This window comes from Treponema sp. UBA753 (assembly GCF_002297325.1).
Lineage (GTDB): Bacteria > Spirochaetota > Spirochaetia > Treponematales > Treponemataceae > Treponema_D.
In genome coordinates this window covers 1-15,221 of sequence record NZ_DBKJ01000121.1, presented here as the reverse complement: position 1 = coordinate 15,221, position 15,221 = coordinate 1, and the positions used below count along the sequence as shown (strand labels likewise).

General features: G+C 40.3%; 13 protein-coding genes. 6 read left to right on the top strand and 7 right to left on the bottom strand.

The features are described 5' to 3' along the window. The first annotated feature begins 18 nt into the window (after window positions 1-18). Window positions 19-543: a nitroreductase family protein gene (locus tag B4C08_RS09705; RefSeq protein ID WP_296664904.1), complete on the top strand. Its 525-nt coding sequence runs from the start codon at window positions 19-21 to the stop codon at window positions 541-543. A 102-nt stretch (window positions 544-645) separates the two neighbouring features. On the opposite strand, the gene ilvB is transcribed toward B4C08_RS09705, so the two are convergent. Next, complete coding sequence (ilvB, locus tag B4C08_RS09700) at window positions 646-2,382, bottom strand: biosynthetic-type acetolactate synthase large subunit (protein ID WP_296664902.1); 1,737 nt, start codon at window positions 2,380-2,382, stop codon at window positions 646-648. Between the two features lie 150 nt (window positions 2,383-2,532). Here ilvB and B4C08_RS09695 point away from each other — a divergent pair, with 150 nt between their 5' ends. Beyond that, window positions 2,533-3,165, top strand: coding sequence for a DUF4912 domain-containing protein (locus tag B4C08_RS09695; protein WP_296664900.1), 633 nt, complete (start codon window positions 2,533-2,535; stop codon window positions 3,163-3,165). 11 nt (window positions 3,166-3,176) lie between these two features. Then, a complete protein-coding gene (locus B4C08_RS09690; protein ID WP_296664898.1) occupies window positions 3,177-4,766 on the top strand; it encodes a 1,4-alpha-glucan branching protein domain-containing protein in 1,590 nt (529 codons plus the stop codon). A gap of 97 nt (window positions 4,767-4,863) precedes the next feature. Here the strand turns inward: B4C08_RS09690 and B4C08_RS09685 are convergent, their stop codons facing one another. The 3 genes from B4C08_RS09685 to B4C08_RS09675 are packed head-to-tail and all read right to left on the bottom strand — an operon-like array spanning window position 4,864 to window position 7,705. Then, window positions 4,864-6,219: a CotH kinase family protein gene (locus B4C08_RS09685; RefSeq protein ID WP_296664896.1), complete on the bottom strand. Its 1,356-nt coding sequence runs from the start codon at window positions 6,217-6,219 to the stop codon at window positions 4,864-4,866. 49 nt (window positions 6,220-6,268) lie between these two features. Continuing rightward, window positions 6,269-6,943 carry a DUF4956 domain-containing protein gene (locus tag B4C08_RS09680; RefSeq protein WP_295798727.1) on the bottom strand — a complete coding sequence of 225 codons (675 nt, stop codon included), beginning with the start codon at window positions 6,941-6,943 and terminating at the stop codon, window positions 6,269-6,271. 48 nt (window positions 6,944-6,991) lie between these two features. After that, window positions 6,992-7,705, bottom strand: a complete 714-nt coding sequence (locus B4C08_RS09675) for a polyphosphate polymerase domain-containing protein (protein ID WP_296664894.1) — start codon at window positions 7,703-7,705, stop codon at window positions 6,992-6,994. Between the two features lie 180 nt (window positions 7,706-7,885). On the opposite strand from B4C08_RS09675, the gene B4C08_RS09670 reads away from it, so the two are divergent. The 3 genes from B4C08_RS09670 (at window position 7,886) to B4C08_RS09660 (ending at window position 10,953) form a co-directional block, all read left to right on the top strand. Then, window positions 7,886-9,097 (top strand): CotH kinase family protein, encoded by a 1,212-nt coding sequence (locus B4C08_RS09670; protein WP_296664892.1) that lies wholly within the window; start codon window positions 7,886-7,888, stop codon window positions 9,095-9,097. A gap of 96 nt (window positions 9,098-9,193) precedes the next feature. Next, the gene (locus B4C08_RS09665; protein WP_296090936.1) at window positions 9,194-9,895 is read left to right on the top strand and encodes an iron-sulfur cluster assembly scaffold protein; all 702 of its coding nucleotides are present in this window, start codon (window positions 9,194-9,196) and stop codon (window positions 9,893-9,895) included. 11 nt (window positions 9,896-9,906) lie between these two features. Then, window positions 9,907-10,953: a GGGtGRT protein gene (locus tag B4C08_RS09660; RefSeq protein WP_295798744.1), complete on the top strand. Its 1,047-nt coding sequence runs from the start codon at window positions 9,907-9,909 to the stop codon at window positions 10,951-10,953. 82 nt (window positions 10,954-11,035) lie between these two features. On the opposite strand, the gene B4C08_RS09655 is transcribed toward B4C08_RS09660, so the two are convergent. From B4C08_RS09655 to B4C08_RS09645, 3 genes are all read right to left on the bottom strand, one after another. Then, window positions 11,036-11,758, bottom strand: a complete 723-nt coding sequence (locus tag B4C08_RS09655; protein WP_296664889.1) for a DUF6675 family protein — start codon at window positions 11,756-11,758, stop codon at window positions 11,036-11,038. A 3-nt stretch (window positions 11,759-11,761) separates the two neighbouring features. Continuing rightward, window positions 11,762-14,167 carry an endopeptidase La gene (lon, locus tag B4C08_RS09650; protein ID WP_296664887.1) on the bottom strand — a complete coding sequence of 802 codons (2,406 nt, stop codon included), beginning with the start codon at window positions 14,165-14,167 and terminating at the stop codon, window positions 11,762-11,764. A 49-nt stretch (window positions 14,168-14,216) separates the two neighbouring features. Further along, the coding region (locus tag B4C08_RS09645) for an adenine deaminase C-terminal domain-containing protein (protein WP_296664885.1) at window positions 14,217-15,221 on the bottom strand (1,005 nt) is incomplete at its 5' end.

Sequence of the window (15,221 nt, the reverse complement as noted above, 5' to 3'; positions counted from 1 at the left end):
ATAATCTTAGGAGGAAAAATGGATTTCATTGAGCTTTCAAAAAAAAGGTATTCTGTAAGGAAATTTTCAAGCCAGAAGATTGAAGATGAAAAACTTGAAAAAATTCTTGAGGCAGGGCGTCTAGCTCCAACAGCAAAAAACAGCCAGTCGCACAAAATATTCATCATAAAAAGCAAGGATGCATTAGAGAAAATTTACAATGCAACACCAATGTCTTATCACGCGCCTGTTGTACTTATGGTTTGCTATGATAAAAAAACAAGCTACAAAAATACTGCGGACATTCATTATCCAGACTATGATGGAGGAGAAGTTGACGCAGCCATAGTAACAACAGCAATGATGATGGAAGCAACAGAGCTTGGGCTTGGAACGTTATGGGCAAGAGGATATGACAGTCAAAAAATCTATGAGGCTTTTCCGCAGATAAAAGATTTTGAGCTTGTATGCCTGCTGGACATTGGCTATCCGGCGGAAGATTCTTCCCCAAGTGAAAGGCACTTTATGAGAAAAGAACTTTCAGAAACCGCAATGGAACTTTAAGGCAAGAAACTACATTTTTATCACGCAACATGAAAGTTTTACATTCCCATGCAACAAGCAAGCGGAAAGACAAACTTAGAACATGGGAATATTTTAGTTTTTTCAGTTTCTTATTGCATCAATATTGGCACTTCCCGCCTTTACAAACGGAAGAACGTTTTCATCTCTTTCTATTCTAAGCCGCACGAACCTAGGACCTTTTGAAAATGCCTTCTCTGCCCATAAAGAGTCTGAATTTGCATCAATAGATTCAATTCCGAATCCCTCCGAAATTTTCAGCAAATCAGGATTCTTTATAAACTCACTTGCACTGTAGTTCTTTTCAAAAAGATATTCCTGCTGCTGATGAACCATTCCAAGCACGCCGTTTTCAAGAACAATAACTGTAACATTTAAGTTAAGCTCGCTCAAAGTCGCAAGCTCCTGAAGATTCATAAGAATGCTTCCGTCTCCAGAAATACACACAATCTTCTTTTCAGGATTTGCAATAGCAGCTCCAATAGCAGCAGGCAAACCAAAGCCCATAGTTCCCAAAGAACCGCTTGTTAAAAACTGACGAGGATATTCCACAGGATAATACTGAGCTGCCCACATCTGGTGCTGTCCTACATCCGTTGTAACAATTATATCTTTTGAAGAAAGCCCCGCTTTTTTTGCATTCAAAGGAATTTCATTTATAAACTTACGCGGATTTACTGAATCTGTTTTTTTTCCACGTCCAAGCTCAAAGCTTTCTGTCTGCTTAAAAATAGAACAAAGAGATTCCAGCCACGACTTCCTTTGAGTGGCAAATTTCTTATCATCATATTCTTTTATTCTTGAAACAAGAAGAGGAAGAGCTACTTCAACATCGCAAACTAAAGAGCAGCTAGAAGGGAGTATTTTATTTATTTCAGCAGCGTCAATATCTATATGAAGAATTTTTGCTTCCGGGCAGAATTTCGCAATCACACCTGTAGCTCTGTCATCAAAGCGCACTCCCATTGCAAGAACCACATCAGCATCATGCATTGCCTTGTTTGCCGCATAAGAGCCGTGCATTCCAACCATGCCAAGATTGCTTTTAAAGTTCTTAGGCAATGAGCCAATGCCCATAAGGCTTGTTACAGCCACAGCATCAAAAGACTCAAGAAGATTTTTTATACTAGATGAAGCCACAGGTGAATTACATCCGCCTCCAATATAAAACACAGGACGTTCAGCAGACAAAAGAGCCTGTGCCATTTCTTCAACAACACAAGGAATTTTATCTTCTGGAGTAGAAAACTTTCTTGCAAAAACAGATTTCTTTACTTCCTCAGAGGAGCGGATTTTAGGCCATTCTTCAAATTCCGCAAATCCAGTCTGAACGTCGCGCGGAACATCTACAAGAACCGGTCCAGGACGTCCGCTAGAAGCAATTTCAAATGCAAGAGGAATTGCTGTAAGAAGTTCTGAAACAGACTTTACCATCATGCTGTGCTTTGTAATAGGGAAAGAAAGACCGAATGTATCAGCTTCCTGAAAAGCATCCGTTCCAATTAAAGATGTATTAACCTGGCCTGTAATTGCAACAATTGGAATTGAATCGCACCTTGCATCCGCAATGGCAGTAAGAAGATTCATTGCGCCAGGTCCGGAAGTCGCCATGCAAACAGCGGGAATCCCTGTTGAACGAGACATTCCCTGAGCAATAAAGCCAGCAGCCTGTTCATGGCGCACTAAAATATGTTTTATAGAAGATTTATTCAATTCATCGTACAAAGGAAGAATCTGACCTCCCGGAATTCCTGCGACAAACTTAACGCCTTCCATTTCAAGAAGCTTTAAAATAATCTGTGAACCTGTAGCTTTTATCATTCCGCCATTTTATAAAAAAAGACGCCTATTTTCAACAACTTTTATTGCCACTAGTTACCAATGAACATCGGAATCTACATTGACAAAAGTTTCTTTTTTAGCGATTATTAGCAGGTTATGAAATTTGTATCCCGACAGCAACTAGAGGCAATGTCAACATCACAACTTATCGCCTTTGCTGATAAATATGGAATAGATATTCCTGGCGACCTTGACCGCCGTTTTATAATTGGAGAGCTTTTAGAGGCGGAAGAAGAGTCTGAATCAACAGAAAAAAAGCCAGAAGTTCAAATTTCAGACGATGATGAGCCAGTTCCAGACACTCTTCCAAAAACATACAACAATACTTGCATAGATGCCGTTATCAGAAATCCAGCATGGCTTTTTGTGCTTTGGGACATAAAGGAATCTGACGTTTCAACACTGTCTCAAGATTTTTCATTTGAAAGCGCATTTCTCCATATTTCATTTTTTGACTCTGCTGAATCAGAAAAATCAGACGATTCTTTTGATGTAAAAATTCCTCTTGAACCAAACGAGCAGTATATTATGATTCCAGGCGGAAAAAAGTTTGCAAGAATAGACCTTGCAGCTTCTTTCAGCGGAAAAAGCGCAGAAATTCTTGCATCAACTAGAATGATTGAAATTCCAGAAGAAAGCAAAAAAATTATTGAAATGCAGCCGGGAAAAAAGTTTGACTTTCCGCCGCTTGTACAGCTTTCCGGAATAAAGAAAATTCTGCATGACAACTTCCTGAACCATAGACAGTCATTTTCAAACTAAAGGAATCAACAATGTCTGAAAAAAAACTTGTTTTAATAATTGAAGCGAACCAAGGTTATATTCCACAGACCGAAGATAAAGAAGGTTTTCAGGTTCAATATAGCCTGCTTTTTTCCGCAATAACAGAAACTTACATTCCACTTTTGAATATGTTCTGCCAGCTTGAAAAAGAAAATATTCCCTTCAAGCTCGGGCTTGTAATTTCACCATCAATTTGCACGCTTCTTTCTGATTCAAGAATTCAAGACAAATATATAGAATATCTTGACGAGCTGATCAAGCTTGGAGATGCAGAAGTTTTAAGATGCAAAGATTCCAATTGCCTTGAGCAGGCAAAAAACTGTCTTGAATTTATAGAGAAAACTAAAGCAGACTTTACAGAAACCTATGAGAAAAATCTTCTTGGAAAAATAAAATACTTTGAAAAGCTCGGCATTCTTGAGCTTATTCCAACTGCCGCAACATTTTCGTATCTTCCACACTATAGCGATTACGCAGAAGCCATTAATGCTCAAATAGAAACAGGACTTTATTCGCAGAGAAATTTTTTTGGTGACACAGGAGACGGATTCTGGCTTCCATATATGGGCTGGGATAAGAATCTTGAAAGACCGCTACGTTCTTATGGAGTAAATTATACTATTCTTGACGCAAGGGCAATTTTATTTTCTGAGCAGTGCCCGCAAGAAGGAATATTTTCGCCTGTCAGAACAAAAAGCTCGCTTGTAATTTTCGGAAGTGATCCAGACACTCTGCAAGACATAGCAGGCGAAGAGGGGATTTCTACGAATGAAGCCTATCGCTCACAAATCCGCGATATAGGATTTGACCTTGAGCAGGAAAAACTCGGCGATTTCTTTGGAAAAACAGACGCAAGAATTCCAACCGGATTCAAATATTGGAGCAACGAAAGCGAAGATAACAACCTTGTTCCTTATAATTCTGCACAAGCAAAAAAACAGATTATAAAAGACGCTCTTAGCTTTTACAGTTCCAAGGCAGAAAAACTTGAACAAGCAGCAAATATAATGGAGGAAAAAGACGCAGTTCTAGTATGCACAATTCCAGCTGAATTTCTTGGGCAGAAATGGCATGAAGGCGTTGAATGGCTTGAAAATGTAATCAGATGCCGTGCAAGCAAAAGAGGATTTGAATTTGAACTTTGCAAAAATCTTATAGACAAGCAGTTTTCCTTGCCTAAAATTGAGCCTTACCAATGCTCTGCAAATGGCTTGGGATACGGAGAAGATCTTTTGGACAATTCCAACAGCTGGATGATACGCTACACAAGAAAAGCAACACAGCGCATAATAGACCTTGCAGAAAGATTTCCTTCTGAAACTTCACTAAAAGAACGTCTTTTGAATATGGCGGCAAAACAAGTGCTTTTAGCGCAAAGCGGAGACTGGCCAGCAATGATTCATGACAGAAAAACACCAGATTATATAAAAGAAATATTCAAAGATGAAATTCTTTCTTTCACACGTGTGTTTGACTCACTAGCAAGCAACACTGTAAGCACAGAATGGCTAACTTCATGTGAAAGAAAAAATACAATATTCCCATGGCTAAACTACAGAATTTTCAGCAAAAAGAAATAACAAAGAATACTACATTGGATGAAGTTGATTTTTAAGAAACTGTATTTTGAGTTATTTCTATGTGGTGCAAAGAAACAAAAAAAACTCAAAATTGAATCTATTCCATAAAAATCATATCGAACCATTCGAATCTTTTTTCACACCAGTCTACAAGAAAATCAACTTCGCTCTTGTAAGTCTTTCTTGAGCGGTAGCCCGGCGCGCGTGGCCAGTTTGCGCTTCCTATTATGTGCCATACAGAATCATTAAGTTCTGCGGCTTCATCCAAAAACTCACCTTGCTCACGGAGCCATTCAAAGGAATCTTTTAGTTGACCTCTTGTCTCCACCCAGCGTTTTTTTACAAGGGCAACAAATTCGTCATCACCAAACATTCTGTTGTACCAGCTGCCCTGGTTAATTAAAAATCCTTCATAGTCTTTTGCCGCAGATGAATTCTTTAGAGGATCGAAAAAGTTGAACATCTGAATCCAGGCATTATTACTTAAAAGCGAACCATAGCTTTCTGGAGTAGTTGTGCTTTTTGAGGTATTTCCAAATCCGATGTCGTGATCCCATGCAGGTCCCATATAAAGCGTTTCCGTCGAATAATCATAGTTCATAAAGATCGAATTGTAGAAATTCGCATCGTAGTTCTTGGAGAATTCCGCAAGCAAGTACCAATCAACGAACGAATCCATGTCAAAATACTTCTTGTATCCATCAACTTCATTCCAATCATCTGAATAAAGAAGCTTTTCAAGCGACTCAATTTTTGCCGCCCATTTCTTGTAATTTTCCAAAGTCGATTTTGGTGAACGAATATTAAAATTCAGCCTTGAATTAGTTGAAAAAGAGTACGGCCGTCCTGAATGGCTGTCGATTTCAGCAAGAAAGCCTTCGCTATCAAACTCAACGCGATTTTCTACAACTTCAACTTTTTCAGTTATTCCATAAAGTCCACGATATTTTCCATTTATAAAAAGCGTTACATAGCGAGACTCAGGATTCCACCGCATATTGTTCCAAACATTGTGCGTAAGATATTCGGCGTAATAATTTCTGAGCATTGAACGGTCGGCAGCATTTGCCATCAAAATCCATTTGCGCGCGCCTTTCATTCCAAGAAGACTTGCTGGACTTTCAAGTTTTAAAAGATAAGGCTTTTTTTGCGTGAAAGTTGTTTTCCAAGTAGAATTTCCGTGTCCGCGCAGCTTGCATTTGCCTGAAATCTCTTCATATTCTGTAGAATTTTTGAGCGTAAAAGTAGCTTTTACATATTTTTCCTTGCTTTTTATTTCCTTAAGTTTGTCTGTGGAAATTTCAAGAATCGGAAACCCGAGTTTTTCACATTCAGAAAGTGTAATTTTTCTGTCAGAAGAAATAAGAAATGCAAAAAGAGCTCCAAACGCAAGCAAGAAGAGCGAAAGACCAAAAGCATACGAATATCTTCTTATTCCGTGAATAATTTTCATTTTCCGCTCTTCCTAGTTAAAACATTGCAATAAAAGTACAAAACTGAATCTAATATGTAACTTCGCCGTCGTGCGCAAGAATTGTCGAAGAGGCGACATTTTCCGTACCCGCAACTTTCTGCAAGAGCGCGGAGTCGTCTTTCGAGCGGATTTCAACAACGAGATTCACTTTTCCGTTTGAAAGCGCGCGGCTTTTCACAGTGTAGTATTTGCAGAATTCCTTAACAATCGCCATGATTTTCTCTTCAAGCTCGTAGCCGCTTCCGCTCACCATAAGGATTTTTGGAGCTTTTGCCACAGGAAGCCGGTCAAAAACAAAAAGCGCGACAGTCAGGACAAACGCAAGAACGCAGGAAATCTGGGCAAGCCCCGCTCCGCAGATGATTCCGGTTGAAATCGCCCAGAAAAGGAAAACCAAATCCATCGGGTCTTTAATCGCTGTCCTGAAGCGCACGATAGAAAGCGCGCCGACCATACCAAGTGAAATCACAACGCTCGACTGTATCGTAAGGATAACGCCGGCTGTAATCAGAACAAGGGCCGGAAGCGCGATGTTGAACGACTTCGAGTAAAAAGTCCTTCTCGTCAAAAGCCTGTACGCAAAGAAAATGTAAAGCGCGAAAAACGCCGCAATCAAAAACACAACAATGATGTTCTCAGGCGTCGCGTCGTATCTCGTGAATCCCTGAATAAACGACTTCTTAAAAATATCCTTGAATCCCATAAAAACTCCTTTTTGCTTTCTATAAATAATTAAATAAAGTGTTGCACCTTAAGCTCTGAATCCGCAGCGAAGCCCCTGAATGTCGAACTTTCTGCAGATGTAATATTTTGAGAACGAAGTCCACTGCAGCGCGCTTGTTTGGAGAGCCTCGTTTATAAAATCCGGCAGAAGCTCGTCGTACTTCACCTCAATCATATTCGTTCCGAACGGAAAGATTGAGCGGAAAGCCGCATCCTCGTTGAAAAAATCCCCGATGTTGCTTGAAGAGCGAAGATTCCTGTCAAAAGTGATTCTCACATTTCCGTCGTCATAAGTAAAAGGAACTCGCTCGTAGGAGACAATCTCAACGGGTCGGAGCGCGCGGAACTGCATCTGGCAAATCAGCTTTTTAAGAAGATAAGGAGTCTCGCCCGTAAAGTCAGGGATTTTTCCCGCCATAATCTCCTCGAGCGTCTCAAGCTTAACCGGACAGGAAGTCTTCAGACACATTCCGTTTTCCTTTCTCTTCAATTCAAGCGAAATTCTATTTTTCTGGCAGTTGTAGATTCTGATTCTGAATTTCTCGCGCGGGTCTGTGCCGTTCTCGTTTTCAAGATAGCACGTGTTGAAAATGTCGTCGAAATAAATGCTTCTGATTGCGTACTCGCCCTTCTCTCCGGCGTTCTTGTCGCGCGGAAGAATCGCGTCCAGCCGCTGCTCAATCGCAGAAAGCGTGATTTCAGGAGAAAGATACTTAAACTCGTGGCGGTATTTTTTGCCCATAAAGCTCCTTGTAAAACTGACAGTTAACGAACAGACGGTAACTAAATCTGATATTACAACTATTATACTTTATTGTCAAGAGAAAAACTTTATCCGGGGGGGGGTAAAAACAGTTAAAAAGTTGAAGAAAACTGCAAATAATGGTATAAAAAAAATATGCAACTAAAATCGAACTCTTTTTTGCATTTAACAATTCTAGCAATTCTTTCTGTTCTTTTAATTCTGATGTTTTCAAATTCATCAAAAAATCAGATTACGCCTGAAAAATGCGAAGAAATAGGACTTCCTGTAATGCACATTGACACGATGGCAGGGAAAAAAATAAATTCAAAAATAAACTATGTTACGGCAATGTATGAAGCAGAAGGTCTTTCAGGCTCATGCAAAATCCGCGGACACGGAAACACAACATGGCAGACAAGGGAACTTTACAAAAGACCATACCTTCTAAAACTAAACAAGCCTGCTCCACTTTTTGGAATGGAACAGTCAAAAAAATGGATTTTAATGGCAAACACTGCTGACAAAACTTCGCTTAGAAACGAATATTCATATTTTCTTGCAAGAAATGTCTGGAACAAAATGAAGTGGACTCCAGATGCAAGGTTTGCCGCAGTTTTTATAAACGGAAAATTCAACGGACTTTATCAAGTTACAGAAAAAATCGAATATGAAAAGCTTTCTCTTCCAAACGGCTCATTTCTCGCAACTGTAAATTCAAGGCTTAACAAGGAATGGAATTTCCGCACATCACGTGGAACAAAAATCAGCATACGGATGGAGCAAAAATCCGAATCTGAATACAAGCAGATGGAGCAGATAATACAAAATGCCGAAGATGTGATTTTTTCACCTGATTTCAAATCTGCGGAAAAAGGTTGGCAAAGTGTAATTGATGAAGATTCTTTTGTTGACTGGTATCTTATAAACGAATTTACCAAAAACCACGATGCAAAATTTCAGGCTTCCTGCTATTTTTATTACGATTCACAGGTAAAGAAAATTTTTATGGGACCGCTTTGGGACATGGATATTTCATGCGGAAACATAAGCTATGACGGTTGCCAAGATCCAGAAGGATTTTGGGTGAGCCAAGACCAATGGTACAAGCGGCTTTTTGAAGATGAATATTTTGCAGGCAAAGTCACAGAACGATGGAACGAAACCAAAGTAAAACTTCTTGGCTCATTCACCTGGATTGAAAACGAGTCAAAAAATGTAAAGCCTTTTGTAATGCTGAATGATTCTGTCTGGCACAATCTTGGAAAACGGCAATGGCCTCACGCTCCCGGCTGGAAAAATCGCAAAACTTACGAAAGCGAAGTTGACTATATGATTGACTTTCTTAAAAAGCGTGAGCAATGGATGAGCAACGCATATTCCAGCAATTGAATTTCCGTTTTCAAAGTGATATAATTTCCGCCAAGATTCCGGCAGGCTTACATTTTTAGCCGGATTCATATTTCTACATATCTCGAGGTAAACGGTATGAAGTACACTGCAGAAGTGGAGCACATGTGCCCGTTGGCAAAAGGTGCTTATCACGGACCTGCTCCCATCCCTGAGGAAGGCGCATGGGTTCAGGCAAAGACTCAGGAAGATATTTCCGGTTTCACACACGGAATCGGCTGGTGCGCACCGCAGCAGGGCGCCTGCAAGCTGACTCTCAACGTCAAGAACGGAATTATCGAGGAGGCTCTTGTCGAGACAATCGGATGCTCAGGAATGACACACTCGGCAGCTATGGCCTCTGAAATTCTCATCGGAAAGACAATCATCGAAGCCCTTAACACGGACCTTGTATGCGATGCTATCAATACAGCAATGCGCGAGCTTTTCCTTCAGATTGTATACGGACGCACTCAGTCCGCATATTCAAAGGACGGTCTCAAAGTCGGAGCATCTCTTGAGGATCTCGGAAAGAACCTGCGCTCACAGGTCGGAACAATGTTCGCGACACGCAAGACTGGTCCGCGCTATCTTGAGATGACAGAAGGATATGTTGAGACTTGCGCCGTTGACAAGGACAACCAGATTATCGGATACAACTGCATCAACTTCGGAAAGCTCATGGACGCTCTCAAGGCAGGAACAGATCCGAAAGAAGCGATTGAAAAGGCACGCACACACTACGGACGCGTTACAGAAGATCAGGGTATGGTCAAGCTAATCGACCCTAGAAAGGAATAAGGAGGAATACAATGGCAACATTATTTGAAGATTTTGAAGGTCGCATTCCTCAGGTAAACAAGGCTCTCAAGGAATACGGATTCGCGGAAGGAGAGGCCGGACTTCAGGCAGCGCGCGATCTGTGCAAGTCAAAGGGCTTTGATCCTTATGAAATCTGCCAGTCAACACAGCAGATCTGTTTTGAAGATGCAAAATGGGCTTATGTCCTCGGCTCTGCAATCGCTCTCAAAAAGGGTGAGAAAGCCGGAAGCATGACAGGAAGCGAAGCCGCCGCCGCAATCGGTGAAGGACTTCAGGCATTCTGTCTTCCAGGCTCAGTAGCCGATGACCGCAAAGTAGGCCTAGGACACGGAAACCTTGGAGCACGTCTTCTTTCCGAGGAGACACAGTGCTTCGCATTCCTTGCAGGACACGAGTCTTTCGCAGCCGCTGAAGGCGCAATCAAAATCGCTGCGAACGCAAACAAGGTCCGTAAGAACAAGCTTCGCGTAATCCTGAACGGTCTTGGAAAGGACGCAGCGCAGATTATCAGCCGTATCAATGGCTTTACTTATGTTCAGACAAAATTCGACTACTTCAACGGAAACGGAACTGACAAAGCTCTTACAGTCGTAAAGGAAGTTCCTTACGGAAACAATCCTGACCGCCTCATCGTAAAATGCTATGGTGCTGACGATGTGCGCGAGGGAGTCGCAATCATGTGGCACGAGAATGTCGATGTCTCAATCACAGGAAACTCCACAAACCCGACAAGATTCCAGCATCCGGTTGCGGGAACATACAAGAAGGAACGCCTCCTTGCAGGAAAGAACTACTTCTCTGTAGCTTCAGGCGGCGGAACAGGACGCACACTGCACCCTGATAACATGGCAGCAGGACCTGCTTCCTACGGATTCACAGACACATTGGGTCGTATGCACTCAGACGCTCAGTTCGCAGGATCTTCATCTGTTCCGGCACACGTCGAGATGATGGGCTTTATGGGAATGGGCAACAACCCGATGGTAGGCTGCACAGTAGCTTGCGCAGTTGCAGTTGCTGAAGCTTTCAAGAAATAGAAAGCAATTTTTAAGAACAAAGCTACAAAAGCCGTTTGGAAAATTCCAAACGGCTTTTCTTATACTTATAAATTTTATTGATTCAATCTAAAAAAGATGTCGCAAAAGAGCAAAAGGATTTTACTCGAGAAATAAAGGCGACCTCAATTCTATGCGTAAAAAATTTTATTTTTGGTGCTTTTGCCGCTCCAATTCCATAAATAATCCAATATTCATTATATCTAAAGGCTGCAACAACAGATCTAAGATTATTTTCTTTTACACGCACAAAAGAAACACAAGCCATATCATTTAAGTTTTTTGATTTATAAAGCAGAAAATTTTCATAATCTGTCTTTATAGAAATTTCCGCAGTATAAACTTCAAAAGGAGGCATTTCCATATCAACAGTAAAATTGTGAATTTCGCCAGACTGAAAATCAGAAAGAATTTTGCAGTAAGAATAAAGCGGAGTTGTAATCTTGTGCCGCTCCGAATAATAAGGAATTTCTGTATAAGACTCAACATTTGAAAGAAGCTCAGAAAGCTTTTTTATAACCTCATCGCCATCGATTGATTTCCTAATCTGAAGAACTTCAACAAAATAACGCGGATTCAAGTCTTTCAGTTCATCAAGACAGGAATTTATTTCCGCATTTTCCACATCAAGACAAATATTTTTGTACGAACTGATATTCCGAATAAGAATTTCACCATTTAAAGCTGAATCAAGTTCCTGCTCCGAAAGCTTTGAATTAAACGGAAAAGCAAACGAAGCAGAAACAAGAACAAAAAATCCGGCAAAAAAAGCGAAAGCAAATTTCATACACTAAAAGACAATGTCAATCACTTCCTGAACATGGGACACTGGAATAAATTTTATTCCGCTTTTTACGTGCTCTGGAATTTCATCAAGGTCGCGGACATTCGCTTTTGGAATTATAATCGTCTTTATCTTGTTGCGTTTTGCAGCGACAGTTTTTTCCCTAAGTCCGCCAATCGGAAGCACCTGCCCTGTAAGGCTAAGCTCCCCTGTCATTGCAAGATTCGGCTTAATTTTCTTTCCCTTTAAAAGCGAAGTAAAAGTTACTGCCATTGTAATTCCTGCGCTAGGTCCGTCCTTGGGTGTTGCACCTTCAGGAATATGCAGATGAATTGTGTTTTCCTCAAACCACTTGCTGTCCTTGATTTTATTTTCTATTGCAAACAAACGGCTCCAGTTCATGGCAATCTGCGCGCTTTCCTTCATGACATCGCCCATCTGTCCTGTAAGCTGAAGCCCGCCTTTAGAAGACTTTATCGCAATTGACTCCAAAAGCAAAGTGTCGCCGCCCATGCTCGTCCAGGCAAGACCAATTGCGGTTCCAGGCACAGAAGCTGTTTTTATCTGGCTTTCATCAAAAACCGCCTTGCCAAGATATTTTCTGACTTCTGGAATATCGATGCTGAAAATTTTCTTTGCAACAGCCTCGCCAATTTTTGCAGAATCAGATGCTCCATTTTTTTCAAGCTGGCTTACTTCCACGGCAGCAAGTTTTCTGTTTATCTTATCAATGCACTTTTCAAAATTGCGGACTCCAGCTTCCCTTGCATATTCTGTTGCAATCAAAGCCAAAGCCTGTTTTGAATATTTCACTTGATTTTTCTTGAATCCGTTTTTAACAAGATTTTTTGGAAGCAAATATTTCCGCGCAATTTCAATTTTTTCCTGATCTATGTAGCCTGAAAGTTCAATTATTTCAGCGCGGTCAAGCAAAGGACGAGGAATTGTGTCTAAAGTATTCGCAGTAAGAATGAAGAAAACCTTGCTCAAATCAAACGGTAAATTCAAATAGCTGTCGCGGAAAGTTGAATTTTGTTCAGGGTCAAGAACTTCAAGCAATGCGGCTGAAGGATCTCCCTGCGCGCTTGCATTCATTTTGTCAACTTCATCAATCATAAAAACAGGAGCTTTCGACTTTGTAATTTTCAAGCCTTCGATAATCTGCCCCGGCATAGAACCAATGTAAGTCCGTCTAAAGCCTTTTATCTTTGACTCGTCATGCTCGCCGCCTACGCTGAATCTAAAAAATTTTTTGTTCATAGCATTTGCAATTGAACGTCCAACGCTAGTTTTTCCAACTCCCGGAGGTCCAACCAAAATAAGCACAGAACCTTTTCCGTCGTTTTTGAGCATACGAACCGCAAGATATTCTATGATTCTTTTTTTTACATCTTCAAGACCATAATGGTCATTTTCAAGAATTTTTGAAGCTTTTTCAATATTGTAGTTTTCAAGCGGCTCGTCATTCCACGGAAGAGAACAAACCGTTTCAAGATAATTGCGGCTCATATTGTAGTCAGGGTCATGCGGATCAAGCAAATGAAATTTTTCAAGCTCGCTATCCAAAGCTTCTTTAACCTCGCCTTTAAAATTGAATGACTCTATTTTTGACTTGAACTTCTGATAGTCGCTTGTCTTTGAATCCCCGGCAATTCCAAGTTCTTCCTGAATACTTTTCATTTCCTCGCGCAAAAAATATTCACGCTGATTTTTTTCAACTTTTTCATTTAATTCAGTCTGAATTTTTTTCTGAACACGGAAAATTTCCTGCTCTTTTTTTATAAAGACAAGAACCTGCTCCATTCTTTTGTGGACATTTGTCATTTCAAGAACTTTCTGCTGTTCTTCCTTGTCAATATTCAAAATTGAAACAATGAAGTCAGCAATTTTTCCGGGATGATCAATGTTCACCATGTTAAGGCGCATTTCCTCGCTGAACATCGGATTGTTTTCGCTGATTTCCTTCATTTCGCTTATAAGAGCGCGCGTAAGAGCTTTGACTTCAAAAGTATTGTCCTCTTCGTCTTCAAGATATTCAACAGCCGCAACAATAGGATTTGAGCTGTTCAAGACCTTGCGGATTTTAAAACGCTGCAAAGTTGAAACAAAAACATTCACGCCGCCATCCGGCAAATTTATTTTTTTTATAATGCGGGCAACAGTTCCAACTTTATGAAGATCAACTACAGTCGGATTTTCCTTGTCCTCTTTTAACATGACGATTCCAATGAAACCGTCGCCTGCCAAAGAATTTTCAATAACTTTTATGTCCTCGGAATTATTTATCATAAGCGGCGTAAAAATTCCCGGAAAAATCGGACGGCCGCCAATAGGAAGAATATTAAGTTTTAAAGGAAGCTGAGTTTCAGCTGGAAGTCCTAGAATTTCTTTTTCGTTTGATTGTTTTTTCATAAACTATAATATAATCAAAAATTTAGAAAAATACAAATGACAAAAATTATCAATCAGCTTCAATCGGCGTAAAGTCAAATTTGCAAACATCAAAAAGTCCGCGCGGAGTAAGCTTTATTTCAGGAATTACAGGCAGGCTCAAAAATGAAAGTGTCATAAAAGGTTCAATTTCACGGCTGATTCCAAGTTCATTCCAAGCAAGTTCCAAAAGATTTTTCAGAGTCTGGCTCACTTCCACAAAGCTCTTGTCAGACATCAAGCCCGCAATCGGAAGAGGCAAAGAGCCAATGACTTTTTTATTTTTTATAAGAATAATTCCGCCGCCCATTTTGTTAAGTTCATTTATTGCAACGAAAATATCACTGTCATTGTCTCCTGCGGAAATAATATTGTGGGAATCATGGGCAATTGTAGTGGCAATCGCTCCGCCGCTGATTCCGTAGTTTTCTATAAGTCCTTTTCCGATTTTGCCAGTTTTCTTATGCCGCTCCATTACAATAAGTTTTTGAATCTGCGGATTTTTTTTGCAGTCAAAAATTCCGTTTGTCAAATTCACATTTAGAATTTTGCACTTAGTTACAAGCTCATGATTTTTTAAGCTTATGACTTTTGCTTTTTCAGAACTCAATTTTATAGCTAAATCTTCTATTATAAACGGCTTAATATGAACTGAATGAGTTACAGCCTTGTCTACCCTATTTCGAATTTCAAAAACAGCCTTTCCGTTTTCCGCAACTAATTTTCCGTCTATAAAAACTTTTTCAGCATTAAAGTCTTCAAGATTATCAAAAAGCACAATGTCCGCAGAGTATCCAGGCGCAATCAGACCAACATCATTCAAGCCGTAACATTCCGCAGCGTTTACAGTCGCCATTGCAATTGCCGTAAAGCAGTCGAGACCGTTTTTTACAGCAAGCCTAAGATTTGCGTTTATATGCCCGAATTCAATTATATCCTGTGGATGCTTGTCGTCTGTGCACATTGCGCATCTTCTGGAATTTTCTTTTGTTACAGAAGGAAGAATTTCCGTCAAATTCTGAGCAGCAGAACCTTG

Excerpts from the sequence above, each read along its gene's own strand:
- lon (WP_296664887.1), bottom strand. The coding sequence starts at position 14,167 with ATGAAAAAACAATCAAACGAAAAAGAAATTCTAGGACTTCCAGCTGAA.
- B4C08_RS09675 (WP_296664894.1), bottom strand. The coding sequence starts at position 7,705 with ATGGGCAAAAAATACCGCCACGAGTTTAAGTATCTTTCTCCTGAAATC.
- B4C08_RS09660 (WP_295798744.1), top strand. The coding sequence starts at position 9,907 with ATGGCAACATTATTTGAAGATTTTGAAGGTCGCATTCCTCAGGTAAAC.
- B4C08_RS09685 (WP_296664896.1), bottom strand. The coding sequence starts at position 6,219 with ATGAAAATTATTCACGGAATAAGAAGATATTCGTATGCTTTTGGTCTT.
- B4C08_RS09690 (WP_296664898.1), top strand. The coding sequence starts at position 3,177 with ATGTCTGAAAAAAAACTTGTTTTAATAATTGAAGCGAACCAAGGTTAT.
- B4C08_RS09695 (WP_296664900.1), top strand. The coding sequence starts at position 2,533 with ATGTCAACATCACAACTTATCGCCTTTGCTGATAAATATGGAATAGAT.
- ilvB (WP_296664902.1), bottom strand. The coding sequence starts at position 2,382 with ATGATAAAAGCTACAGGTTCACAGATTATTTTAAAGCTTCTTGAAATG.
- B4C08_RS09705 (WP_296664904.1), top strand. The coding sequence starts at position 19 with ATGGATTTCATTGAGCTTTCAAAAAAAAGGTATTCTGTAAGGAAATTT.
- B4C08_RS09665 (WP_296090936.1), top strand. The coding sequence starts at position 9,194 with ATGAAGTACACTGCAGAAGTGGAGCACATGTGCCCGTTGGCAAAAGGT.
- B4C08_RS09680 (WP_295798727.1), bottom strand. The coding sequence starts at position 6,943 with ATGGGATTCAAGGATATTTTTAAGAAGTCGTTTATTCAGGGATTCACG.
- B4C08_RS09655 (WP_296664889.1), bottom strand. The coding sequence starts at position 11,758 with ATGAAATTTGCTTTCGCTTTTTTTGCCGGATTTTTTGTTCTTGTTTCT.